Source organism: Mesorhizobium sp. CNPSo 4689 (genome assembly GCF_057784325.1).
Map to the genome: position 1 here is coordinate 189092 of NZ_JBWLUZ010000006.1, position 24405 is coordinate 213496.

Here is a 24405-nt window from a genome sequence, read left to right on the forward strand (position 1 = left end):
CAAGTGCTATCGTGAATGGAAAGCGGGATTCGGAGAAAAACGTGACGGCGATCTTTGCGGAACAGGCGCTGCTGCCCGACGGCTGGCACGGCAATGTCAGGATATCACTGGCTGACGGCCGCATCGTGACAGTCGACGCAGGTGCATCGCCGCAAGCCGGCGACGAACGACACGCCATCCTGTTGCCCGGCATGCCGAACCTGCACAGCCATGCCTTCCAGCGCGGCATGGCGGGTCTCGCCGAATTGCGCGGCCCTTCCGCCGACAGTTTCTGGAGCTGGCGCGAGGTGATGTACCGTTTCGCGCTGTCGATGACGCCCGACCAGGTCGAGGCGGTCGCCGCCCAGCTCTATGTCGAGATGCTGGAAGCCGGTTTTTCACGCGTCGGCGAGTTTCATTATCTTCATCACGATCGCGACGGAAAACCCTATGCCAACATCGCCGAGATGGCGGAGCGCATCGCGGCGGCGGCCGGCGAGACAGGCATCGGGTTGACGCTGCTGCCGGTGTTTTACGCGCATTCCTCCTTCGGCGGCGCGGCGCCCAATGAAGGCCAGCGGCGATTCATCAATGATGTGGAGAGGTTCGCGCCGCTGCTTGAGAAAAGCCGGGAGTGTGTTCGCGCTCTGAATCAAGCCGTCGTCGGCGTCGCCCCGCACAGTCTGCGCGCCGCGACGCCGGATCAACTCGCCTCGGTCGCCGCCATGGCGCAAGACGGGCCGGTTCACATCCACGTTGCCGAGCAGGTGAAAGAGGTTGAGGACTGCATCGCCTGGTCCGGCGCGCGCCCGGTCGAATGGCTGCTCGCCAATGCCGGGGTGGACCAGCGCTGGTGCCTGATCCATGCCACCCACATGACCGAGGCCGAGACGGTCGGCATGGCCAAAAGCGGTGCCGTTGCCGGTCTCTGCCCGATCACCGAGGCCAATCTCGGCGACGGTACCTTTGCCGCGCCGCTGTTCACCGAACATGGCGGACGCTTCGGTGTCGGTTCGGATTCCAACGTGCTGATCGGCCTGCCTGACGAATTGCGGCAGCTCGAATATTCGCAGCGCCTTGCGCATCGCGCCCGCAATGTGCTGGCGGTCGCCGGCGGCTCGACCGGGCGCGCCTTGTTCGATGCGGCACTAGACGGCGGCAGCCCAGCACTGGGCGCTGGCCCTTCGCGGATCGCAGCCGGCGCCGCTGCCGATTTCGTCTCGCTCGATGCAGATCATCCATCGCTGGCCGGAAAGGCCGGCGATGCGATCCTCGATGCCTGGATCTTCGCCAATGGCACCAAAGTCGATTGCGTCTGGGTGCATGGCAAGAAGCAGGTCAGCGACGGCAGGCATGCAAAACGCGAGGCGATTGCCGCGCGGTTTCGCAAAGTGATGACGGCGCTTTCGGCATGAGCCTGATCGAGACAGCGGTGGTCGAAGGCGGCGGCTCGCTGCACCAGCGCATCCTGTCCGACATCAGCGAAAAAATCCTGTCAGGTGCCTGGGCGCCCGGCCACCGCATCCCGTTCGAGCATGAACTGACGTCTGAGTACAATTGCTCGCGCATGACGGTGAACAAGGCGCTGTCGCAGCTGGCCAAGGCCGGACTGATCGAGCGCCGCCGCCGCTCGGGCAGCTTCGTGCGCCGGCCGCAGTCGCAAGCCGCGGTGCTGGAAATCCACGACATCCGGATCGAGGTCGAAGCGCTCGGCCTGCTTTATCGTTATGAAAGGCTGGCGCGGCTGAAGCGGCGCAGCAGCGCCGAGGACCGCGCCCTGCTTGAGCTAACCGCCGCAGGGCCTGTGCTGGCGCTGGAGTGCCTGCATTTCGCCGGACAGCGGCCGTTCGCACACGAACAACGGCTGATCAATCTGACCGCCGTCGTGGAGGCTGGCGAGGAGGAATTTCTTGAAATCGCACCCGGCCCCTGGCTGATCGGCCGCGTGCCTTGGAGCGAAGCCGAGCATCGCATCCGCGCCATTGCCGCCGACCAGCACATTGCCGATGCCCTCGACATCGAGCCCGGCGCGCCGTGCCTGGTGGTCGAACGGCGGACATGGAGCGCCGAGCATCCAGTCACCCATGTCCGCTTCACCTATGCGGCCGAGAGCCACACGCTGGTGGCGCGGTTCAGGCCATCGCAGGGGTAGTGCCACACCCCTTCTCCCCTTGTGGGAGAAGGTGGATCGGCGCGCAGTGCCGAGACGGATGAGGGGTTGCTGGAAGAAATGAGGCGTCAAAAGATCAAGCAGTTTTAAGCGCTTAGTTGTTCAAGGTGGCGATCAGTCCAACACCCCTCATCCGACCGAGCTTCGCTCGGCCACCTTCTCCCACAAGGGGAGAAGGTAAAGCGCCATGCCTCAAATCGCAGCGGTAATAATCATCTCGACCAGGTATTCCGGGCCGGCGAGCTTGGCTTCGCCGGTGGCGCGGGCCGGCGTGTGGCCCTTAGGCACCCACTTGTCCCATTCCGCATTCATCTCGGCGAAGGTGCCCATGTCATCCAGCCAAATGATCGCCTGCAGGATCTTGGTCTTGTCGGTGCCGGCCTTGGCCAGCAATTCGTCGACGGTCGCCAGAATGTCGCGGGTCTGCGAGGCAACGTTGCCGCCGGGCTCGCCGACCTGGCCGGCCAGATAGACGGTGTTGCCGTGGATGACGATCTGGGTCATGCGCGGGCCTACATCGATGCGACGAATGCTCATGGGATGTTTCCTTCCTTTTGTGGGTCGCGCCTCTTTAGAGTTGCGGCTTGCTTCGGGCAAGGCCGCCTGGGCGAATCCTTCTTGAGCCAAGGCGGTGGGCGCGAGGCCAGCCGTACACGGCGAGTTGACCGGGGCGCCGCAATTCCGCCGGAATGGCTTGTTGACTAATGTAATAACATCACATATCGACTTGGCCGCCTGCAGCAGCGCGGATTTCCGCGCCACGGATCGTTTGATGACAAATGCCTGCCTGACCTTCCGCGACCTGACGCTCGGCTATGGCAGCCACCCGGCGATCCATCATCTCGACGGCACCATCCGCAAGGGCTCGCTGACCGCCGTCGTCGGCGCCAATGGTTCGGGCAAGTCGACGCTGATGAAGGGCATCGTCGGGGTTCTCAAGCCGATGGCCGGCAGCGTGATCCGCGCGCCCGGCGTGCGCGCCGCCTATCTGCCGCAGCAGTCGGAGCTCGACCGCTCCTTTCCGGCGCGGGTCGTCGATCTGGTTTCGTTGGGCCTCTGGCCAAAGCGCGGCATGCTAGGCCGCTATACAAAAGAGGATCGCGACTCCGTCAGCCAGGCGCTGATGGCCGTCGGTCTCGGCGGCTTCGAGAAGCGCCCGATCGACACTTTGTCGGGCGGCCAATTGCAGCGCACGCTGTTTGCCCGCGTGCTGCTGCAGGACGCCGATCTCATCCTGCTCGATGAGCCGTTCAACGCCGTCGATGCCAAGACCGTCGGCGACCTGATCGCGCTGATCAAGCGCTGGCATGGCGAGGAACGCACTGTCATGGTCGTGGTGCACGATCTCGACCTCGTCAGGCAGAATTTTCCAGAAACGCTGCTGCTCGCCCGCCAGCCTGTGGCCTGGGGCGAGACCAAGGAAACGCTGCGGCCGGAGAACCTTTTGCGCGCCCGCCGCTTCCATGAAGCGTGGGAAGAGAATGCGCCGTGGTGCGAGCCGGAAGGCCATGATCACGGGCATGTCCACGGGCACGATCACGTTCATGAACACCATCATGGCTCCGGGCCGAGGGCGGCCTGATGGACGCGCTCTACACCCTCTTTATCGCCCCCTTTGCCGATTTCGGCTTCATGCAGCGGGCGCTGATCGGCTCGCTGATGCTGTCGCTCGGTGCTTGCCCGGTCGGCGTCTTCCTGATGCTGCGGCGCATGAGCCTGTCGGGTGACGCCATGGCGCATGCCATCCTGCCCGGTGCCGCCGCCGGCTTCCTGTTCTATGGGCTGGAAATCCTGCCGATGACCATTGGCGGGCTGATCGCCGGCGTCATCGTGGCGCTCGGCGCCGGTGCCGTCTCGCGCTTCACGATCCAGCGCGAGGACGCCTCGATGGCGGCCTTCTATCTCATCTCGCTCGCCATCGGCGTGCTGATGGTGTCGATCCGCGGCTCCAGCGTCGACCTCATGCATGTGCTGTTCGGCACCGTGCTGGCGCTCAACAATGAGGCGCTAGCGCTGATCGGCGGCATCGTCGCGGTGACACTGGTCTGCCTCGTCATCTTCTGGCGGGCGCTGGTCGCGGAATGCCTCGATCCGCTGTTCCTGCGCTCGGTCAGCCGTCTCGGCAGCCCTGTGCATTTCATCTTTCTCGGCCTCGTCGTGCTCAACCTCGTCGGCGGCTTCCAGGCGCTGGGCACGCTGCTGTCGGTCGGGCTGATGATGCTGCCGGCGGCGGCCGCCCGCTTCTGGACCGTGCGCGTCGAGCCGATGTGCGTGCTGGCGGTGCTGATCGGCTTCGCCTCCTGCATTGCCGGGCTGTTGCTCTCCTATCACGCGTCGCTGCCGTCAGGTCCGGCCATCATCCTGTCCGCCGGCGTCGTCTACTTCGCCTCGATCCTGTTCGGCACGCGCGGCGTGCTGCGCGCCCGCATCGTGCATCACCGCCACCGAACCGCCTGATCCTCACCCCCCGCCCTACAAGGAGATCTTCCCAATGCTGAAATCGATCCGCGCCGCCCTGACGATGAGCGTTATAACATTAAGTGCCTTTGGAGGCTCCTCGGCCTTCGCGGCGCCGCTCAAGGTGGTCGCCAGCTTCACGGTCATTGCCGATTTCGCGAAAAATGTCGGCGGCGACCGGGTCAACATCACTACCATCGTCGGCCCGGATGGCGATGCGCATGTCTACGAGCCGAGCCCGGCCGATGCGGTGGCGATGGCCGGCGCCGATGTGGTGCTGGTCAACGGACTGCATTTCGAAGGCTTTTTGCAGCGCCTGGTCGACGCCAGCGCCACCAAGGCGACGATCGCGGTGCTGTCCAAGGGTGTGACGCCGATCGATTTCAAGCCTGAGTTCGCCGATGCCGACGCTGCCGAAGGCGCCGGCACGGGTGGCGGCAAGACGGTCACCGACCCGCATGCCTTCCAGTCGATCGCCAACGCAAAGATCTATGTGAAGAACATCGCCGATGCCTTCTGCGCCGCCGATTCCGCGGGCTGCGTCAGCTACCAGAGCAACGCCGCCGCCTACACCAAGAAACTCGATGCGGTCGAAGGCGAAGTGAAGACGGCGATCCAGTCCATCCCGGAAGAAAAACGCGTCGTCATCACCTCGCATGACGCCTTCGGCTATTTCGAACACGAATACGGCCTGACCTTCCTGGCGCCGCAGGGCGTGTCGACCGATTCCGAGCCTTCGGCCGCCGACGTCGCCAAGCTGGTCAATCAGGTCAAGCAGGATAAGGCGGCGGCGATCTTCGTCGAGAACATCACCAATCCGCGCCTGATCGAGCAAATCGCCAGCGAGACCGGCATCAAGGTGGGCGGCACGCTCTACTCCGACGCGCTGTCGCAGCCCGACGGCCCGGCCTCGACCTATATCGACATGATGCACAACAACATCGCCCAGATCAAAGGCGCCATCCTCGGCAGTTGAGCAAGGCCGGTTGGATTCCTCGCCGGAAATGTCTATGTGCGCAGGGAGATTTCTTCCCTGCGCGGATTGCCGGTCCGACCGGGGAGTGGCAAGACTGCCGCCAAATCGGATTGCGAGGACACCATGGAATACCGCCAGATCAGCGAAGACTATTCGGTTGCGGGGCAGATCCAGCCCGAAGACGTCGCCGCCATCAAGGAAGCCGGCTTCAAGAGCGTCATCTGCAACCGGCCCGACAATGAGCAGCCCGGCCAGCCCTCGGCCGACAGCGTCAAGGCAGCCGCCGAAGCGGCAGGACTCGCTTTCCGCTTCGTCCCGGTCATCAGCGGCCAGATCACCATGGAAAATGTCGAGGACCAGGCCAAAGCGCTAGACGAACTCGAAGGCCCCGTCTTCGCCTATTGCCGCTCCGGCGCGCGCTGCACCAATCTTTATGGGCTGGTCCAGCAGCAGAAGGCTTAGATCGGCAGCGCGCCGGTTTCCTTCAGTGTCTCCAGCACGATCGCCGTCTTCACGTGCTGCACGGATTCGTGCGGCAAGAGCACGTCGTTGACGAATTCCGACAGCGACTTCAGATCCGGCGTCACCACCTTCAAGATGTAGTCCATCTCGCCGGTCAGCGCGTGCGCCTCCTGCACTTCCGGCAGCCGCGCCAGCAATTCGCCGAAGCGCCTGGCATTGTCGCGGTTGTGGGTGGCCAAGGTCACCGAGATGACGTTGACCAGCGAAAAGCCGAGCCGGTCGCGATCGAGCACGGCGCGATACCCCTTGATATAGCCGTCCTCCTCCAGCCGCTGACGGCGGCGCGAGCATTGCGACGGCGATAGATTCACCCGGTCCGACAAATCGCTGTTGGTCAACCGCGCATCGGCCTGCAGCAGCGCCAATATCTTGCGGTCAAATTGATCAATGCGCACATCATCCACGGTCGTTCTCCTCTCTGTGCACGTTTCACGCATCAGATGAACATTTCAAGCGTTTGAATGCAAGCTCTGTGCGGTTGGTTGGCGCTATAATGGGCAAGGATGGCCAAGAGCGGCCAGAACAGCTTTCGGAGACCTGCCATGGGCCCCTTCCCGCACGACGCACCGCCCGCCAAGATCAGCAAGACCAATCCCGCCGGCACCGACGGCTTCGAGTTCGTCGAATTCGCGCATCCTGAGCCGGAGAAGCTCGCCGAGCTTTTCACCCGCATGGGCTATGTCGCGGTTGCCAAACACCGCAGTAAGAACAACACCGTCTGGCGCCAGGGCGACATCAACTACATCGTCAATGCCGAGCCCGGCTCGCATGCGATGAAGTTCGTCGACAAGCACGGCCCCTGCGCCTCCTCGATGGCGTGGCGGGTCGTCGATGCCAGGCACGCTTTCGACCATGCCGTGGCCAAGGGCGCCACGCCTTACGAAGGCAAGGACAAGGCGCTGGACGTGCCGGCCATCGTCGGCATCGGCGGCTCGCTGCTCTATTTCATCGACAGCTATGGCAAGAAGGGCTCGGCCTATGACGCCGAGTTCGAATGGTTGGGCGAGCGCGACCCGCGGCCGCAAGGCGTCGGCTTCTATTATCTCGACCACCTCACCCACAATGTCTATCGCGGCCAGATGGACAAATGGTGGGATTTCTACCGCGAGTTGTTCGGCTTCAAGCAGATCCATTTCTTCGACATTGACGGCAAGATCACCGGCCTTGTCAGCCGGGCCATCACCTCGCCCTGCGGCAAGATCCGCATCCCGCTGAACGAGTCCAAGGACGAGACCAGCCAGATCGCCGAATATCTGAAGAAATACAATGGCGAAGGCATCCAGCACATCGCGGTGGGCACCGACGAGATCTACGGCGCCACCGACAGACTGGCGGCCAACGGGCTGAAATTCATGCCGGGTCCGCCGGAAACCTATTACGACATGTCCTATGACAGGGTGAGCGGCCATGACGAGCCGATCGAGCGGATGAAGAAGCACGGCATCCTGATCGACGGCGAAGGCGTGGTCGACGGCGGCATGACCAAGATCCTGCTGCAGATCTTTTCGAAAACCGTGATCGGCCCGATCTTCTTCGAATTCATTCAGCGCAAGGGCGACGAAGGCTTTGGTGAGGGCAATTTCCGTGCGCTGTTCGAATCGATCGAGCAGGACCAGATCAAGCGCGGCGTGATCAAGGTCGACGGCAAAGCGGCGTAACGGTCAAATTGCCGACGTACAGCTGCCCCTCACCTGCCTGCCGGCATCCTCTCCCCGTAAACGGGGCGAGGGACGCTATCGCCGATGCTTTCGCCAATTGTCAGCATTGCAGAAAATGGCGCCGGGTTGCGGCCAGCCTCTTTCTCCCCGTTTACGGGAGAAATGCCCGGCAGGGCAATGAGGGGCGGCGCCAATATCGGGGATTGGTCGATCACAATCCCAACCGCTCTACCTCTTCTTTCCTCAGCTTCACATCATAATCGAGCAGAAACTCGTCCAGCTGCGGCGGCGCGACGGAGGTGCCGGACAGCATGGCGTGCACCTGGCCGCGATGGTGGATGTCGTGCAGGAAGACGTGGGCGAGGATGTCGCCGATTTTTTCCGGAATCATGCCGTCCTCGCGCCGGTCGGTGATGACGCGGCGGTCGAGATCGGCCTCTGACAGGGCGTCGCAGAAGGCGATGAGCCTGCGGTCGGCCGCGACCTGGGCGGCAAACAGCGCCTGAGGTTTATCGAACGGCACATAATCATCATAGGCAGCAGCACCAACGCCACCCTCCTCCAGGAAATCGAGATAGAGATAGTCGACCGCGAGGATGTGGTTGAGCGTCGCCTTGATCGACGGGAAGAAGCTGGTGCGTTCGGCTTCGAATTCGCCAGGCTTGAGCTGCAGCACGGCACGGTAGAGCCGGTCGTTCGACCAGAGATTGTTGCCGGCCATGCGGCTGAAGTGGGTGAGAATATCCATGCTATGCGCCTGCCCAACCGGTCCAGGCAACCAAATTTGTAATGCCGGCCAGGGTAACTATACCCGTAAGACGAGCGTTCATGCTGCGCCGCAGCGCCTGTGTTTCGGCGTCGCTTGCGACGTCCCGGTTCAAAGCAACATGAATAAGCTTCGGTAGGCGCGCCACGCTGCTGAAATTGCGCAGCCTTTCAGACCGGTCCTCGACCTGCCGGCAGAGCCGAATTGCGGAGATCAACAGCCAGCCGGTTGCGACGCTGCAAAGTCCGATCCAACAAAGATAGGGAACGGAGTACGGCATCTGCCAGTCAAGCGCCCGTCGACCGCACCAGATAGAGGCCCGCCCACATAACCGCGAAACCGGCGACAACGATCAGCAGCAGCCGGTTCATGCGCCGGCGCATGGCCTGCGTTTCCTCGTCCCGCGCGACGTTCAGATTGGTGACGGTGTGGAACATCATCGCGTTGCGTGGAAAGCCGCTGCGGTTGGTGAGGTCAGGCGAGCGCGCCTCGATGCGATAACTCAGCCGGATCGCCTGGATGAAGATCGCCAGCATCACAAGCGCCCAGACGCCGCACAGAAGATAGAATGCCCCGCCCGTCATTCCCTCACCTCTAGTATTTCTCGACCTTCTGCTCGATGGCGCCGAAGATCGAACTTCCCGCCTTGTTCTTCATCTCGATGCGCACGGTGTCGCCGAAGCGCAGGAACGGCGTTTTGGGTTCGCCTGATACAATGGTCTCGATCATGCGCAGCTCGGCGATGCAGGAATAGCCGGCGCCACCTGCCGACACGGGTTTGCCCGGACCACCGTCGAGTTTGTTGGAGACGGTGCCGGAGCCGATGATGGTGCCGGCGGCGAGCGACCGTGTTTTCGCGGCATGGACGATCAGCGCCGGAAAATCGAAGGTCATGTCGATGCCGGCGTTCGCCCGGCCGAACGGCTTGCCGTTGAGATCGGCGAGCAGTGGCAGGCTGACCTTGCCGCCATCCCAGGCGTCGCCCAATTCGTCCGGCGTCACCGCGACGGGCGAAAAGGCAGAGGACGGCTTTGACTGGAAGAAGCCGAACCCTTTGGCGAGTTCCGGCCCCGTGAGGGCGCGCAGCGTCACGTCGTTGACCAGCATGACCAGCCGAATAGCGGCTTTTGCCTCTTCGAGGCCTGCGCCCATCGGCACGTCGTCGACGATGACGGCGACTTCCGCCTCCATGTCGATGCCGAATCCGTCGTCCGCCATGCGGATCGGATCGCGCGGCGGAACGAAGCTGTCGGAGCCGCCCTGGTAGATCAGCGGATCGGTCCAGAAACTTGCCGGCATCTCGGCGCCACGCGCTTTCCGCACCAGTTCGACATGGTTCACATAGGCCGAACCGTCGGCCCATTGATAGGCGCGCGGCAGCGGCGAGTGGGCGTCATGCTCGTGGAAGCGCGCCGACGGCACCGCATTGTTCTCCAGCGATTCCGCCATGGCGGCGAGATGCGGCGCGATGCGGCTCCAGTCGTCGAGCGCGGCCTGCAGGGTGCGCACCAGAAACGAGGCATCGGTAAAGCGCGTCAGGTCACGCGAGACGACGACAAGTTTCCCGTCGCGCGTCCCGTCCTTCAATGTGGCAAGCTTCATGCGGTTTCCTCTCCTACTGCGGCTTCGGCGCAGCTTAAGCCCACAACAAGGCCGTCGCGGGCAATCGTCAAGTCGCCAGACCAAGTTTTCCTGACGGCGGTGATCCAATCGGCTTCGCCGATCTCGGGATCGTCGGCCGGGATGAGGTGGTTCAGCACCAGTCTTTTGACACCGGCGTCGGTGGCGATGCGCCCCGCCTCATCGGCAAACGAATGACTGGCGAGCAAATGTTCCCTCAGCCGCGCGCCGTTACCGGTCTTGGCGACCAGCCTCTCGATGCCTTGTTCCAGCATCGCCTCGTGGACAAGAATGTCGGCACCCTTGGCGAAATCGGCCAGCGGTGGAAAGAACGCTGTGTCGGCCGAGAAGACAACGCTTTTCCCGCCTTGCTCGAAGCGCAGCGCAAAACAGTCGGTCACCGGCGGATGGTCGACGCGCAGCGCCGTCACCTTCAGTCCGTAGTCCTCGATAACCTTGCCCTCGCCGAACTCGACGACCGAAACCAGCTCGCGGATATCCGGCCGGCCTTCGTCGGCGATGCGGATCTCGATGTCGAATTCCATCGCCTGGCAGAAGCGCCTCCAGTAATGGCCGGTGCCGGGTGGTCCGAAGACGCTGACCGGGCTCGCCAGACCGGCCGTCCAGGCGGTGTGGATGAGCGGCCCGAGTTCCAGCACGTGGTCGGAATGGAGATGGGTGATGAAGATGAGGTCGAGCGCCTTCAGGCCGACTCCTGCGTCAACAAACGCCCGCGTCACGCCCAGCCCACAGTCGACGACAATGGTGCGGCCGCCGAGCTCGAGCAGCGACGAACTCGGCCAAGGCCCGCCTGGCCGTACCGCCGGTCCGCCCTTGGAACCCAGAAGCACCAACCGATCGCGCACCCGGTCGACGCTCAAGACCAGTCGCCCTCAGGCGTGCCATTGAAACGCTTCTTCAGATCGGCCCAGCAGTCGATGTAATTGTCCTGCCGGGTTTCCAGCTCGGCGCCGTAGCGGGTCAGCATTTGCGGGAATCGGGTCTCGAACATGAAGGCCATGGTGTTGTCGAGCTTGACCGGTTTCAGCTCCGTGCGCGAGGCCTTTTCGAAGCCAGGGGCGTCGGGCCCGTGGGCCAGCATCAGATTGTGCAGGCTGATGCCGCCAGGGACAAAGCCTTCCTCCTTGGCGTCGTACTGGCCGTGGATCAGGCCCATGAACTCGCTCATGATGTTGCGGTGGTACCAGGGTGGCCGGAACGTATCCTCCGCCACCAGCCAGCGCGGCGGGAAGATGACGAAGTCGATGTTGGCGGTGCCCTCCTCGCCGCTCGGCGCCGTCAGCACGGTGAAGATCGACGGATCGGGATGGTCGAACAACAGCGCACCGACCGGCGAAAACGTCGCAAGATCATATTTGTAGGGTGCGTAGTTGCCGTGCCACGCCACCACGTCCAGCGGCGAATGGCCGATCTCGGTGACATGGAAATTGCCGCACCATTTGACGATCAGCCGGCAGGGCGTCTCCTTCTCCTCGAACCAAGCGCAAGGCGTCTTGAAATCGCGCGGATTGGCGAGGCAATTGGCGCCGATCGGGCCGCGGTCGGGCATCGTCAGCTTGGCGCCGTAGTTCTCGCAGACATAGCCGCGCACTTCCTTGTCGACCAGCTCGACCTTGAACACCAGACCGCGCGGCAGAACGGCGATCTCGCCCGGCCTGAGCTCGATGACGCCCATTTCGGTGACGAAGCGCAGCGCGCCCACCTGCGGCACAATCAGCAACTCGCCGTCGGCGTTGAAGAAATGGTCGTCGACCATGGAGCGGTTGGCAACATAAACATGCGCCGCCATGCCGGTCTGCCCAAGCACATCGCCGGCCGTGGTCATGCTGCGTATGCCCTGAATGAAATCGGTCGGCTCCTTCGGCATCGGCACCGGGTTCCAGCGGTACTGGCCGAGCGCCAGTTCGTGGTCGCCGACATTGGGGGCAGTCTTCCACAGCGGATAGCTCACCGGTTTGAAGCGGCCGGTGTGTTTTACGCTCGGCCGGATGCGATAGAGCCAGGAGCGCTCATTGGTGCCGCGCGGCGCGGTGAAGGGCGAACCGGAAAGCTGTTCGGCATAGAGGCCGTAGGCCGGCCGCTGTGGTGAATTTCGTCCCTGGGGCAGCGAGCCGGGCAAGGTTTCGGTTTCAAAATCGTTGCCGAAGCCCGGCATGTAGGAAAAGGCCATTGCGTCCTCCTCAAGCATGATCCCCGGATTGCCATTTCCACCCAGCGATGGCGTCTGGCGGTCCGCGGGTTGACCAAACTGGTTTCATTTGTAACCATCTAAAATGTAACTATCAATGCCGCGATGGCGTTGCGAGGACTAAGCAACCATGGACATCCTCGAACTGGAAAGCTTCCTGCCCTACCGGCTCTACCGCCTTGCCGATGCGGTCAGCCACGAATTCTCGAAGATCTACAAGGACCGCCACGGCCTGACGCGGCCGGAATGGCGCACGCTTTCCGGCCTAGGCCAGCACGGCACGATGACGGCGACGGAGCTCGGCGAGCAGTCAGCCATGCACAAGACCAAGGTGTCGCGCGCCGTCGCCGAACTCGAGCGGCGTCGCTGGCTGACGCGCACGCCCGACGAGAACGATCGCCGCGTCGAGCATCTGACGCTGACCAAAGCGGGGCTTGCCGCCTATCGCGAGATGGTGCCGCTGGCGAAGGCGTTTGAAAGGGAATTGCTGGCGAGGCTGGGCGCGGAAGAGCGGGCGGCGATTGTCCGCGGGGTGGCGGCGCTGGAGGCGGCGTTGGCCGACGGCTAGGTCAGCAAACAGAATTGTTGATACGCCGGCGGGACAGCATCTCTTATTCCGCCTTCACCAGTCCATCACCACCTTACCCGAACTGCCGCTGCGCATGGCATCGAACCCTGTCTGGAAATCGTCGATGCCGATACGATGGGTGATCAGCCCGGAGACGTCGAGCGGGCCCTGCACCAAAGCGATCATCTTGTACCAGGTCTCGAACATCTCGCGGCCATAGATGCCCTTGAGATGCAGCATCTTGAAGATGACCTTGTTCCAGTCGATCTCGAAGCCGGTCGGCGCGATGCCCAAAATGGCGATCTTGCCGCCATTGTTCATGGTGTCGATCATGTCGCGGAAGGCGGGAGCCGCTCCCGACATTTCGAGGCCGACGTCAAAGCCCTCGGTCATGCCGAGCGCCGGCATGACGTCGCGCAGCTTTTCCTTCGAGGCATCGACGACATGCTGGACGCCGAGTTTTTTGGCCAGCGCCAGCCGTACCGGGTTGATGTCGGTGATGACGACTTTCCTGGCACCAACGCACTGCGCCACCAGCGCGCCCATGATGCCGATCGGCCCGGCGCCGGTGACCAGCACGTCCTCGCCGACCAGGTCGAAGGACAGTGCCGTGTGAACCGCATTGCCCAAGGGATCGAAGATCGCGGCGATCTCGTCCGGCACGTCGTCGGGGATCGGCACGACATTGTGCTGTGGGATCGCCAGATATTCGCCGAAGGCACCGGGGCGATTGACGCCAACGCCGAGCGTGTTGCGGCAGAGATGCCCTCGCCCCGCCCGGCAGTTTCGGCAATGGCCGCAGACGATATGGCCTTCGCCCGACACGCGCTGGCCGACCTTGTATTCGGTCACCGCCGCACCGAAATCGGCGACCGTGCCGACGAATTCATGGCCGGTCACCATCGGCACCGGCACTGTCTTTTGCGCCCACTGGTCCCAATTGTAGATGTGGACGTCGGTGCCGCAAATCGCCGTCTTCCTGACCTTGATCAGCACGTCGTTGGGGCCGATCTCCGGCACCGGCACCTCTTCCATCCAGATGCCCGGCTCGGCCTTGGCCTTCACCAGCGCCTTCATCATGTTCGACATTCTTTTGTCCCTTGAATCCCTTGATTCGGAATCGCTTTCGGCGGCTCAGGAGATGACACCCAGCTCCTTACCGACCGCTCCAAACGCCGCCACCGCGCGGTCGATATCGGCGCTGGAATGGGCGGCCGACATCTGCGTGCGGATGCGTGCCTGGCCCTTCGGCACCACCGGAAAGGAGAAGCCGATGACATAGATGCCGCGCTTCAGCATGCGTGCCGCCATCTCCTGCGCCAATGCGGCATCGCCCAGCATCACCGGGATGATCGGATGATCGGCACCGGCCAGCGTGAAGCCGAGCTTGCTCATCTCGGAGCGGAACCGCGCGGCGTTGTCGTAGAGGCGCCGGCGCAGCGCATCGCCGTTGCGGACCATCTCGAACACCCGGATAGAAGCGCCGGCGATCGCCGGCATCAGCGTGTTGGAGAACAGATAGGGCCGCGAGCGCTGGCGCAGCCAGTCGACCACCTGCGTCTTGCCCGATGTATAGCCGCCGGAGGCGCCGCCCAGCGCCTTGCCGAGCGTGCCGGTGATGATGTCCACCCTGCCCTCGACGCCGCAATGCTCGGCCGAGCCGCGGCCGTTGGCGCCGACGAAGCCGACCGCATGGCTGTCGTCGACCATGACCATGGCGTCGTATTTGTCGGCGAGGTCGCAGACGCCCCTGAGATTGGCGATGATACCGTCCATGGAAAACACGCCGTCGGTGGCGATCAGCCGGAAGCGGCAATCCTTAGCCTCCTTCAATCGCGCCTCGAGCTCGGCCATGTCGTTGTTGGCGTAGCGGAAGCGCTTTGCCTTCGACAGCCTGACACCATCGATTATCGAGGCGTGGTTCAGCGCATCAGAGATGATCGCATCCTCCTCGCCGAGCAGCGTTTCGAACAGGCCGCCATTGGCGTCGAAGCAGGAGCCGTAGAGGATGGTGTCGTCCATGCCGAGAAAGGCGGAAATCGTCGCCTCCAGCTCTTTGTGCTCCTCCTGCGTGCCGCAGATGAAGCGCACCGAGGCCATGCCGTAGCCATAGCGGTCGAGCGCCTGCTTGGCCGCCTCGCGCAATTCGGAACTGTCGGCGAGCCCGAGATAGTTGTTGGCGCAGAAATTCAGCACCTTGTCGCCGCCGACTTCGATCTCGGCCGACTGCGTCGAGGCAATCACCCGCTCGGATTTGTAGAGGCCGGCCGACTTCAGGCCTTCAAGCTCGCTGTCGATGTGGGAAAGGAATGCCGCGCTCATGGTCAGGCCCTGTTGAGATCGATCGGACTGTCGCCCCGCCGGTGAGAAAAATCCATCGCAAAAACGACGGCTTCGGTGACGCCGCGAACGTGCGACCGCGATCCTTCGTGACAATCAAGTGACGATGAACTTAAATGCAGTGCTGCCGCGAAAGAACATGATAACCATCTTGGCAGCTTTCCATCCCGGCCTTTCCGGCCAGCGTCATCGTTTCCGGACCTGTTAACCCTTTCAAGCCAATGGTCTTCTCGCCAGGAATTCACGGCAGGAATCCGTCGACCGGAGGGGTCACCTAGAAATGTCGCAGCAGCCAGTGCATAGCGTGTCACGCAAGCTGATACTGCTGATCAAGAGCGGCTATTGGCTGGCGCTGCTGATCATCGCCACCATGGTGATGGCCTCCTTCATCCTGTTGCAGCAGATGATGGCAGCACAGCAGCATAACGACGCACTGCTCAACATCGTCAGCACGCAGAAGGCCCTGTCGCAGCGGATCGTCTTCCTTGCCGGCGCAACGGGCGCAGCCGCGCGCGACAAGCAACCGGCGCTGGTTGCCGCGCTCAAGCAGGCGACCGCCGAGTTCGAGACGAATTACGACCTCCTGCTCGACCAGACGGGCGCCAATCCGACGTCGCCGGCACGGCTCGATCCGAAATCGATCGAGAATGTGCTGTTCGCCAAGCCGTTCCACCTCGACTATTTCTCGGTCGGGCTGATCGCCAATGGCGAACGCCTGATCTCATCCTTCGAATCGAAGCTGGCAATCGGCGGCGAGGGCTACAAGGGCGGCGCCGAGCGCGTCAATCTCGACGCCTCCGTCGCCAACGCCACGCTGTCGGGCTATGCGGCACTTGGCCAGCGCATCAGCGCCTATGCCGACGAGCGCTCGGGGCAGCTGCTCGATCTCCACCGCACCCTGTTCTTTGCCACCCTCGGCGTCATCGTGCTGGTGGCGCTGTTCATCTTCCGCCCGATGTCGAACGCCATCCTGCGCAAGACGCGTGAGCTGGTCGACGCGCGCAACTCCATGGCCTTCATCGCCGTGCATGACGGGCTGACCGGCCTGCACAACCGCACTTTTCTCACCGACCATTTCGACACGCTGATCAAGGGCGCCCACCGCCGGCGAGAGCGGCTGGCCGTGATCCAGCTCGACCTCGATCGGTTCAAGCAGATCAACGACACGCTCGGCCACGCCGCCGGGGACTATGTGCTGGTGGTCACCGCGCAGCGTATGCGCGATTCCTGCCGGGCATCGGATCTGTGCGCGCGCCTCGGCGGCGACGAGTTCGTGATGATCCTCAATGGTGCCGGCAGCACCGAGGACATCCATATGCTGGGCAGGCGCATCCTGGAGCAGATCAACGAGCCGATCGTCTTCCAGGGCACGACGATCCTGCCGGGCGCCAGCGGCGGCATTGCCGTCTATCCCGTCGACGCCGACAATGCCGAGGACCTGCTGGTCCATGCCGATCTGGCGCTTTACTCCGCCAAGAAGCTCGGCGGCGGCAACTTCTCGTTCTTCTCCGAGGAGCTCAGGCGCGAACTCGACTATCGCAAGCAGCTCGAGCACGACATCCGCACCGCCATCGCCGATAAGGCCTTCGAGGTCTATTTCCAGCCGCAGGTGTCGCTGGCCAGCGGCACGATCAGCGGCATCGAAGCGCTGGTGCGCTGGAAACATGCCGATCGCGGCATGATCTCGCCGGGTGAATTCATTCCGGTCGCCGAGAAATGCGGCTTCATGCCCGAAATCGGCCGCATCGTCATTGGCAAGGCAATCAACGAAGCGGCCGAATGGGACCGCGCCGGCATCGCCTTCGGGCGGCTCGCCGTCAACGTCTCCGGCACCGAGTTGCGCGAGCCGGACTTCGACAAGTTCCTGTTCGACACGCTGGAGAAGGCCGGCCTGGCGCCGCAGAAGCTGTCGCTTGAAATCGTCGAATCCGTCATCCTCGACGACGAGAAGACGGGCATCGCCGCGAAGCTCAGGCACATCCGCGCCGCCGGCGTGCATCTAGAACTCGACGATTTCGGCACCGGCTATGCCTCGCTCAGCCACGTCAACCCGAACGAGATCGACCGGCTGAAGATCGACCGCCGCTTTGTCCAGAACATCAACGAGAATGGCGACAACTCCAAGATCGTGCGCGCCATCACCGAGCTGGCGCGCGGCCTCGGCATCTCGATCGTCGCCGAGGGCGCGGAGACCGAAGCCGAGCTCGACTCGCTGATGGCGATCGGCTGCGACCAGGTGCAGGGCTATTCCATCGCCTTCCCGATGCCGCAGGACAAGGCGCGCGAATGGCTGATGGCGCGCAGCCCGAAGAAGGCCAGGCTGAAGGTGCTTCAGGGCAGCCTCGCTTAAGGCGTGTCGATATTCAGGTAATGCCGGCCATAATGGTTGAGCAGTTCATAATTTGACGTTGCGAGCCGGTTTTCGGGAACGAGGCAGGATATCGTTCTTGTCACCCGGAAAATCCGCTAGCAGTCGCCCGAAGCTCGGGCTTCGACATTTGCCCTGAGCGCCGCCAGTACCTCGGCAAACTCCGCCAGCCTGTCGTCCGGCAATCCCACTCTCAGTTGCTTGTCGAAGGCGAGTGCTGCGGTGCGCAATGTCTCGAACAGCGCTTCGCCGGCCGCGGTCAGCGCCACCTGGTGAACCCGGCGGTTCTCCGGATCGCGCCGGCGCGTCAGCAACCCTTGCGCTTCCATGGCGTTGAGATGGTGGGTCAGCGTCGCACCCTGGATGCCGATCATGCCGGCAAGTTCGCGCTGGTTGGCAAGTTCGCGCGACTTGACCGACAGCAGAGTGACCCAGACTGGCAGCGTGCCGCCGGCCTCGACAAGCGCCGCGTCAAAGGCCTGCGCCACCAGCTTGGCGGTACGGGCGAGGTTCATTCCGACGGGCGGACGGTCAAAAGGCGTCATGATTCGACACTAATGCATCAAACGGATCGGCGAAACTCGACTCATGCATTGACATCAAACCATTCGACATCTAACTTTTTTGTCAGCGGCGGGCAAAAGAGGAAATGCGGTCATGCAATATATCTTCATTGCCGTCCTCGGCCTTCACGTCATGGCCGGCGTGTTCTGGGCGGGCACCACCATCGCTGTCGGCCGTGACCCGGAGATTCGGGCGGAGCGGTTCTTCCGACCGCAAATGGGCGCGGCCGGCCTGGCTTTTCTCACCGGCATATTGCTTTGGTACTTCTTCCACGAGGGCGTTTTCGGCTCGATGGAAAAGGTGCTGGCGCTGGGCATCGTGACCGCCCTGATTGCCGCCGGCGTGCAGGGCGCGTTGGTGGGCTCCGCCAGCAGGCAGCTTGCCGGCGCCGACCAGGCAACGGAAAGCCAGTTGCGTGCGAAGATGACAAGGGGCGAGCGTATTGCCGGGGGGCTGCTTGTCATCACCGTGCTCTGCATGGCCACCGCCAGGATGTTTTGAGCAACGGCGCAAGCACCGTCTACAATATCGTACAGTGCCCGGCGCCAGCCGGCACCGTGCGCGGCGCGCACCGGGCCAACGCGGCAGGTGGCTCTCCCTGCGAAGGTCCGGCGCGCGTCACCAACCGTTCGTACTGCTCGTCAGATCCGCAAGCCGAACCTAATGCCGTCATAGATGGCGGCGTGGATGTTGCGCGAGGCCACCGCATCGCCGATGCGAAACAGCACGAAACCGCCTTCGGGATTGCGCCTGGGGAAGATGTCGCCGCCACTGACCAGCCGCTCGTAGTCGACCGCGCCGCCATTCCGCGACAGCGGCTTCAGCGAGAGGTAGAGGTCGTCGAGGGGTGCCGTGCCATGCTCGACCACCACCTGGTCGACCAGCCGCTCGCCGCGCCAGCCATCGGCGAAATCCGAAGCCAGTTCGGCGACCAATTGGTTGCCCTCGCGCCGCACCGACCGCAGCCTGGTGTTGATGGTGATCGTGACGCCCTTTTCCTGGAAGGCGCGCATATAAGGCACATGGTTCATGCCGCCCATCTCGGGAGCGAAGAAGCGCTCCGGCGAAACCAGCTCGAGCTTCGAACCGGCAGTCGCGATCAGTTCGGCCGCGCCCATGCCCTGATGGCCGCCATTGTCATCATAGAGCAGCACGTTCTCGGCCGGCTTGACGGCGCCCGCCATGATGTCCCAGCTCGAGGTGACGAGATTGTCGCCCGCCGTCAGCGGCGGGTTCTGCGGCAGGCCGCCGGTGGCGACCACCACCACATCGGGCGACAGCGCCAGCACGTCGTCCTTCTCGGCCCAATTGTCGTAGCGGATCTCGACACCGAGCCGGTCGAGTTCGGCCAGTCGCCAGTCGATAATGCCGATCAGCTCCTTGCGGCGCGGGTTCTGCGTCGCCAGCCGCACCTGCCCGCCGGCCTGGCTGGAGGCTTCGAGCACCGTCACCTTATGGCCGCGCTCAGCGGCGACGCGCGCCGCCTCCAGCCCACCGGCGCCAGCGCCGACCACGACCACCTTGCGCTTAGGCCCCTCCGTCCTGGGGATGATATGCGGGATCTCGGCCTCGCGGCCGGTTGCCGCATTGTGGATGCACAGCGCCTCGCCGCCCTCATAGATGCGGTCGAGGCAATAGGTGGCGCCGACGCAGGGGCGGATCTCGTGTTCGCGGCCTTCCATCACCTTCTTGATGATATGCGGATCGGCGATGTGAGCGCGGGTCATGCCGACCATGTCGAGCTTGCCGGTGGCGATGGCGTGGCGCGCCGTGGCGACATCGGAAATGCGTGCCGCGTGGAAGGTCGGGAACTTCGTCGCCGCCCTCACCTCGCCAGCGAAGTCGAGATGCGGCGACGAGCGCATGCCGGCCATCGGGATGACCTTGGTCAGCGCCGCATCGGTCTCGATCGAGCCGCGGATGATGTTGAGGAAATCGACCTTGCCGGAGCCGGCCAGCCGCCTGGCGATCTCGACGCCCTCGTCCTTCGACAGACCCTTTTCAAAATCCTCGTCGGCAACCATGCGGATGCCGACAATGAACTTTTCGCCAACCACCACGCGCACCGCGTCGAGCACCATGCGAGTGAAGCGCAAGCGGTTGTCGAGCGAACCGCCGAACTCGTCATCGCGCTGGTTGGTGGCCGGCGACCAGAAACCGTCGATCAGATGGCCGTAGGCCTCGAACTCGATGCCGTCCAGGCCGGCGGCCTGGCAGCGCTGGGCGGCCGACGCATAGTCGGCGACGATGCGCTCGATATCCCAGTCCTCGATGGCCTTCGGGAAGGCGCGATGCGCCGGCTCGCGCACTGGCGAGGCCGACAGCACCGGCAGCCAGTCGGCCTTGTTCCAGCCGGTGCGGCGGCCGAGATGGGTGATCTGGATCATCACCTTGCAATCATGCTCGTGGCAGGCATCCGCCAGTTCCTTGAGCCAGGGCACGATGCGGTCGTCATAGACATGCAGATTGCCGAAGGCAGCCGGGCTGTCGCGCGAGACGATCGCCGAACCGGCGGTCATGGTCAGCGCCATGCCGCCCTTGGCCTTTTCGGCATGGTAGAGCCGGTAGCGCTCCTTCGGCATGCCGTCCTCCGAATAGGCCGGCTCATGGCTGGTCGACATGACCCGGTTCTTCAGCGTCAGGTGCTTGAGCTGGTAGGGCTGGAGAAGCGGATCGTTGCTTGTCATCGTCTTCCTACTGATTCATTTTGTGCTAATGAGCTGCGAAAATTGAGAAGAGACCCACCCATGATCGACACCAAAACCCTCACCCAGCTCGGCGCGCACGTCGAGACGCCACAGAGCCCCGAGGCAGCGGTCCTGGAAACCGTGCCGTTTGCGCGCGGCGACGGCCCGCCGGCCATCGTGCGCTTCGTCTGCCCGGAATTCACCTCGCTCTGTCCGGTCACCGGACAGCCGGATTTCGCCCATATCGTCATCGACTACGCACCCGATACGCTGCTGGTTGAATCGAAATCGCTGAAGCTGTTCATGACTTCGTTTCGCAACCACGGCGCCTTCCATGAAGAATGCACCGTCATGATCGGCCGCCGCATTGTGGCCGCGACCAAGCCCCTGTGGTTGCGCATTGGCGGCTATTGGTATCCGCGCGGCGGCATTCCGATCGACGTGTTCTGGCAAACCGGCGCACCGCCAGAAGGCAGCTGGCTGCCCGACACGGGTGTTGCACCCTATCGCGGGCGGGGCTGACGAGATCACGCTAACAATACTCATTCGCACTGATATTGGCTGAGCGCCCATTCGCCGGTCACCGACAGAAGGTCAGTTATCTTCCAGGCGCCGCCGACCTTCTTCAGCTTCCATTCGAGCCGGTGCTGGTGACCTTCGACGACAAAGGCGACGACCACCTTGGCCTCGTCGCCATTGACGGCCTCGATGGTCCGCAGGCTCTTGTCGATGGCGAGCTTGTCGTAGTCGGCATTGTCGAGCGCCATGTTGGGGTCGAGGCACTCGCCCTGCCCCGAGGCGCGCAGCGCATCGCTCTTGTCGAGAACAGTTTTCGCCGGATCGATGAAGTTCTTGCGCTGAGCCGGATCAAGCTCCAGCCCGAGATGCTCGTAGAAGGGTTTCACCACCGCCGTCGGCGATCCCGGCAAAACGGGCGCGGGCGGCGGCAGTTCGGCCGACTTGGTTCCCGGCGCGGGCGTTCCTTCCAGCGGCGGCGATGTGTCATCCGCCGGCGCGTTGTCGCCGGACGAGGCCTTCGGCGGCGCGCCGAACAGGCCTTGCGCCGAGGCGCTGCCGTTCAGCCCCGCGGCCAGCATAGATAGGGTCGACAGCGCGACGACAAGACGACGGAGCACAGCATCACTCCGCCGAGGGGGCCGGCATGCATTCCAAGGCACTCAGGGTCCAGTTGTTGGTTTTGGATGTGATGTCGGCGACCTTCCATTTGCCGTCCACCTTCTTCAACGACCACACCATTTCGCGTTTGGAATCATCGCCTTCCGGGAAAAGGCTGAACGTCGCCGTTACCTCGGCCGTATCGCCATCGACCGTTTCGGCAAGCTTCAGCGTCTTCGTCACCGTCTTCTGGTCAAAATCCTGCGCGTCGAGACCGGGATCGAAGTCGATGCAGGAGACCTCGTCGGGCTTCTCCTTCTGCGCCTTGTCGTTGAGCTCGAACAGCTTGGTCACCGGATCGGTGAAGCGGTCGCGATATTTGGCGTCCGCCTCGAATTTCACCGGTGCGTAGAAGAACTTCACGGCGTTGGAAGCCGGCCCAGCGAGTGCTGCGGCAGGCAAGGCAATCGACATGGCAGCGGCCAGCACTATCGGTCTCATGCAGGATCTCCGGATGTTCGGCGGCGTGGTGGCAAGATCACCACCACGCATCCTGCATATCGGCTTTTTTGCGGCTCATGAAGCCCCGCAGCGCCAGCCTCAGGCGCCCCGCCAGACGTTCTGGAAGTTCGCAAAAGCGCTTCCGAGGCTAATTGCCAACGATACTGGCCAGATACAATCGCTGCGAACATCACAGGATCCTCAGCCTCCGAAAGTCGCGACAGGCGCTTTGAGTTGGGAGCGCTCGGGCTTGACACCGAGCCCTGGCATCTGCGGGACACGGATATGCCCGTTTTCGATGACGATGGGGTTTACGGGATCGGTGTGCCCCTCGATGTATTCCTGCGCGATCCAGGCGCCCTCAAGAAGTCTCGGCTCGGCGGTAGCGGCAAGGTGCACGCATGCCGCGGCAATGACGTCCCCGCCCCATGTATCGTCACAGCTGTGCGGAAGAGATCGTATTGCACACAGATCGCGGACCGTGACCATCTTGGTAAGGCCGCCAAGGCGAGTGACCTTCAATCCGAATCCGTCCGCGATACCTGAAGAAATTGCCCGCAGGACGGCATTCAAATCCTCGGTATTCTCATCTAGGTAGACCGGATGGGTAACGCGTCCCTTGAGGCTCGCGACTTCCTCCATGGTGTTGCAAGGCTGTTCAAACACGAACGGGATTGCCTGGCAAAGCCGATCGATGTGCAGCGCGGCCGCGGCGGTGAGGCCACGATTTGCGTCGACGGCTATCCGGGCCTTGAATCCAACCGCTTCCCAGACCTTGTGCACGGTGGCGACGTCTTGCTCGAGATCCCGTCCGCCTATCTTGATCTGAAGCCGTGGGTAGCCGGCCTTGACCTTGTCGACGGCAATGCGCGCAGTCTCATCCGGTGCACCGACAATAGTCGAGTAATAAGAGGGCACACGATCGGTGAGCGCACCGCCCAGAAGTGTTGAAACCGGAACGCCCAGCCGCTGGCCGGCGAGGTCGAGGAGAGCGATATCCAAGGCTGCCTTGGCATAGTTGTGACCGTTCAACCGCTCCTCCATTCTTGTCGCGAGGCGGCGCATGGACGTGGTGTCTTCGCCGACCAGTCCAGGCGCTATTTCTGCAATCGCCGCTCTCGCACCCAAAGCATGTTGGGGCTGATAAACAGGGCCGACCGGGCAGGTCTCACCCCAGCCTGACAGTCCGTCCTCGGTGGTCACTTCAACGAGCGTGCTATCCAGATCCTGCACGGTGTCGCTGGCCATCCGGTAGGCACCGCCTTTGACAGGCAGAAGCACCTGATAGACTTTAATCGACTCGATACGCATACGGACTTAGCTCCCTTCGAGCCAAGCGATTCTGGCCATCTTGCCATTCCAGTGCATGACGGCGCTCTCGGTCACAAACCTGGATCGCACTGCTGTGTTCAAGCGCGCACATTGTGCTTGCGCTTCATGAAGTCCTTGGCGGTCTCGACCGCCACCGCTGCGTCGCGGCAATAGGCGTCGGCGCCGACGGCCTTGCCGAATTCCTCGTTGAGCGGCGCGCCGCCGACCAGCACGACATAGTCGTCGCGGATGCCCTTTTCCTTCATCGTGTCGATGACGACCTTCATGTAGGGCATGGTCGTGGTCAAAAGTGCCGACATGCCGATGGATGAACATGCCGGCCTTCATTGCGTTGGCGGACAAAAGCACTTCCGGCACGAACAGGATGCCGTCGCGAAAATCCTCGCCGACGATGCGCATGCCTTCGACCAGCGCCTCGGTCAGCACCTTGTAGGGTGCCCAGCCGCGCTCGAGCAGGATCTGTGTGCCTTCCTCGATCTCTTCCTTCAACCCGTCATAAAGGTCGTCGTGCATCTGCTGCACCAACTCGTCGTCGGAAAGCTCGGAAAGGATGATCTCGTCGTCGGCCATTT

25 protein-coding genes and 1 pseudogene are annotated in these 24405 nt (G+C 63.0%); 11 read left to right on the plus strand and 15 right to left on the minus strand.

All coding sequences use genetic code 11. The features are described 5' to 3' along the window. Window positions 1-41: 41 nt before the first annotated feature. Complete coding sequence (locus AC04SI_RS12700) at window positions 42-1394, plus strand: formimidoylglutamate deiminase (protein WP_404277524.1); 1353 nt, start codon at window positions 42-44, stop codon at window positions 1392-1394. After that, window positions 1391-2131, plus strand: a complete 741-nt coding sequence (gene hutC / locus AC04SI_RS12705; protein ID WP_404277522.1) for a histidine utilization transcriptional repressor HutC — start codon at window positions 1391-1393, stop codon at window positions 2129-2131. Before AC04SI_RS12700 ends, hutC begins: the two co-directional genes overlap by 4 nt. 210 nt (window positions 2132-2341) lie before the next feature. Here the strand turns inward: hutC and AC04SI_RS12710 are convergent, their stop codons facing one another. Next, the gene (locus tag AC04SI_RS12710; protein WP_192182714.1) at window positions 2342-2686 is read right to left on the minus strand and encodes a RidA family protein; all 345 of its coding nucleotides are present in this window, start codon (window positions 2684-2686) and stop codon (window positions 2342-2344) included. A 235-nt stretch (window positions 2687-2921) separates the two neighbouring features. On the opposite strand from AC04SI_RS12710, the gene aztA reads away from it, so the two are divergent. The 4 genes from aztA to AC04SI_RS12730 all read left to right on the plus strand — a co-directional run bounded on the left by aztA (window position 2922) and on the right by AC04SI_RS12730 (window position 6044). Beyond that, a complete protein-coding gene (aztA, locus tag AC04SI_RS12715; protein WP_404277519.1) occupies window positions 2922-3731 on the plus strand; it encodes a zinc ABC transporter ATP-binding protein AztA in 810 nt (269 codons plus the stop codon). Beyond that, window positions 3731-4606 carry a zinc ABC transporter permease AztB gene (gene aztB, locus AC04SI_RS12720; protein WP_404277517.1) on the plus strand — a complete coding sequence of 292 codons (876 nt, stop codon included), beginning with the start codon at window positions 3731-3733 and terminating at the stop codon, window positions 4604-4606. Before aztA ends, aztB begins: the two co-directional genes overlap by 1 nt. A 34-nt stretch (window positions 4607-4640) precedes the next feature. Continuing rightward, window positions 4641-5582, plus strand: a complete 942-nt coding sequence (aztC, locus tag AC04SI_RS12725; protein ID WP_404277515.1) for a zinc ABC transporter substrate-binding protein AztC — start codon at window positions 4641-4643, stop codon at window positions 5580-5582. 123 nt (window positions 5583-5705) lie between these two features. Further along, window positions 5706-6044 carry a protein tyrosine phosphatase family protein gene (locus tag AC04SI_RS12730; RefSeq protein WP_404277513.1) on the plus strand — a complete coding sequence of 113 codons (339 nt, stop codon included), beginning with the start codon at window positions 5706-5708 and terminating at the stop codon, window positions 6042-6044. Here the strand turns inward: AC04SI_RS12730 and AC04SI_RS12735 are convergent. Continuing rightward, entirely contained in the window at window positions 6041-6508 is a 468-nt protein-coding gene (locus AC04SI_RS12735) for an Lrp/AsnC family transcriptional regulator (protein ID WP_006205881.1), read from the minus strand. The two genes, AC04SI_RS12730 and AC04SI_RS12735, sit on opposite strands and share 4 nt — an antisense overlap. A 138-nt stretch (window positions 6509-6646) precedes the next feature. On the opposite strand from AC04SI_RS12735, the gene hppD reads away from it, so the two are divergent. Beyond that, entirely contained in the window at window positions 6647-7762 is a 1116-nt protein-coding gene (hppD, locus tag AC04SI_RS12740) for a 4-hydroxyphenylpyruvate dioxygenase (protein WP_404277511.1), read from the plus strand. A 211-nt stretch (window positions 7763-7973) separates the two neighbouring features. On the opposite strand, the gene AC04SI_RS12745 is transcribed toward hppD, so the two are convergent. From AC04SI_RS12745 to hmgA, 5 genes are all read right to left on the minus strand, one after another. After that, complete coding sequence (locus AC04SI_RS12745; RefSeq protein WP_404277509.1) at window positions 7974-8510, minus strand: DinB family protein; 537 nt, start codon at window positions 8508-8510, stop codon at window positions 7974-7976. 305 nt (window positions 8511-8815) lie between these two features. Continuing rightward, window positions 8816-9112, minus strand: a complete 297-nt coding sequence (locus AC04SI_RS12750) for a hypothetical protein (RefSeq protein WP_404277507.1) — start codon at window positions 9110-9112, stop codon at window positions 8816-8818. A 10-nt stretch (window positions 9113-9122) separates the two neighbouring features. Next, window positions 9123-10130, minus strand: a complete 1008-nt coding sequence (locus AC04SI_RS12755) for a fumarylacetoacetate hydrolase family protein (protein ID WP_404277505.1) — start codon at window positions 10128-10130, stop codon at window positions 9123-9125. After that, window positions 10127-11029, minus strand: coding sequence for an MBL fold metallo-hydrolase (locus tag AC04SI_RS12760; protein WP_404277503.1), 903 nt, complete (start codon window positions 11027-11029; stop codon window positions 10127-10129). The genes AC04SI_RS12755 and AC04SI_RS12760 overlap by 4 nt, the downstream gene beginning before the upstream one ends. Beyond that, window positions 11026-12339 carry a homogentisate 1,2-dioxygenase gene (gene hmgA / locus AC04SI_RS12765; RefSeq protein ID WP_404277501.1) on the minus strand — a complete coding sequence of 438 codons (1314 nt, stop codon included), beginning with the start codon at window positions 12337-12339 and terminating at the stop codon, window positions 11026-11028. Before hmgA ends, AC04SI_RS12760 begins: the two co-directional genes overlap by 4 nt. Window positions 12340-12487: 148 nt before the next feature. On the opposite strand from hmgA, the gene AC04SI_RS12770 reads away from it, so the two are divergent. Continuing rightward, on the plus strand, window positions 12488-12925 hold the full coding sequence (locus AC04SI_RS12770) for a MarR family winged helix-turn-helix transcriptional regulator (protein ID WP_404277499.1): 438 nt from the start codon (window positions 12488-12490) through the stop codon (window positions 12923-12925). Window positions 12926-12979: 54 nt separating this feature from the next. Here the strand turns inward: AC04SI_RS12770 and tdh are convergent, their stop codons facing one another. Then, entirely contained in the window at window positions 12980-14014 is a 1035-nt protein-coding gene (gene tdh / locus AC04SI_RS12775; protein ID WP_096456834.1) for an L-threonine 3-dehydrogenase, read from the minus strand. 45 nt (window positions 14015-14059) lie between these two features. Further along, a complete protein-coding gene (locus AC04SI_RS12780; RefSeq protein WP_404277497.1) occupies window positions 14060-15247 on the minus strand; it encodes a glycine C-acetyltransferase in 1188 nt (395 codons plus the stop codon). Between the two features lie 298 nt (window positions 15248-15545). On the opposite strand from AC04SI_RS12780, the gene AC04SI_RS12785 reads away from it, so the two are divergent. Further along, on the plus strand, window positions 15546-17615 hold the full coding sequence (locus tag AC04SI_RS12785) for a putative bifunctional diguanylate cyclase/phosphodiesterase (RefSeq protein WP_488474281.1): 2070 nt from the start codon (window positions 15546-15548) through the stop codon (window positions 17613-17615). Window positions 17616-17731: 116 nt separating this feature from the next. Here the strand turns inward: AC04SI_RS12785 and AC04SI_RS12790 are convergent, their stop codons facing one another. Further along, entirely contained in the window at window positions 17732-18178 is a 447-nt protein-coding gene (locus AC04SI_RS12790) for a MarR family winged helix-turn-helix transcriptional regulator (protein WP_404277493.1), read from the minus strand. A gap of 112 nt (window positions 18179-18290) precedes the next feature. On the opposite strand from AC04SI_RS12790, the gene AC04SI_RS12795 reads away from it, so the two are divergent. Continuing rightward, window positions 18291-18698, plus strand: a complete 408-nt coding sequence (locus tag AC04SI_RS12795; protein WP_192182730.1) for a hypothetical protein — start codon at window positions 18291-18293, stop codon at window positions 18696-18698. 140 nt (window positions 18699-18838) lie between these two features. On the opposite strand, the gene AC04SI_RS12800 is transcribed toward AC04SI_RS12795, so the two are convergent. Beyond that, window positions 18839-20884: an oxidoreductase gene (locus tag AC04SI_RS12800; protein ID WP_404277489.1), complete on the minus strand. Its 2046-nt coding sequence runs from the start codon at window positions 20882-20884 to the stop codon at window positions 18839-18841. Window positions 20885-20944: 60 nt separating this feature from the next. Between AC04SI_RS12800 and queF the strand changes: the two genes are divergently transcribed. Then, window positions 20945-21406, plus strand: coding sequence for a preQ(1) synthase (queF, locus tag AC04SI_RS12805; protein WP_192182732.1), 462 nt, complete (start codon window positions 20945-20947; stop codon window positions 21404-21406). Between the two features lie 20 nt (window positions 21407-21426). Here the strand turns inward: queF and AC04SI_RS12810 are convergent, their stop codons facing one another. The 4 genes and pseudogenes from AC04SI_RS12810 to AC04SI_RS12825 all read right to left on the minus strand — a co-directional run bounded on the left by AC04SI_RS12810 (window position 21427) and on the right by AC04SI_RS12825 (window position 24403). Further along, on the minus strand, window positions 21427-22020 hold the full coding sequence (locus AC04SI_RS12810; RefSeq protein WP_404277487.1) for a YqhG/Tai3 family protein: 594 nt from the start codon (window positions 22018-22020) through the stop codon (window positions 21427-21429). 4 nt (window positions 22021-22024) lie between these two features. After that, entirely contained in the window at window positions 22025-22501 is a 477-nt protein-coding gene (locus tag AC04SI_RS12815) for a DUF3828 domain-containing protein (RefSeq protein WP_404277485.1), read from the minus strand. A gap of 201 nt (window positions 22502-22702) precedes the next feature. Next, window positions 22703-23812: a mandelate racemase/muconate lactonizing enzyme family protein gene (locus tag AC04SI_RS12820; protein ID WP_404277483.1), complete on the minus strand. Its 1110-nt coding sequence runs from the start codon at window positions 23810-23812 to the stop codon at window positions 22703-22705. Window positions 23813-23910: 98 nt separating this feature from the next. Further along, window positions 23911-24403, minus strand: a pseudogene (locus AC04SI_RS12825) (B12-binding domain-containing protein). Between the last annotated feature and the right edge of the window lie 2 nt (window positions 24404-24405).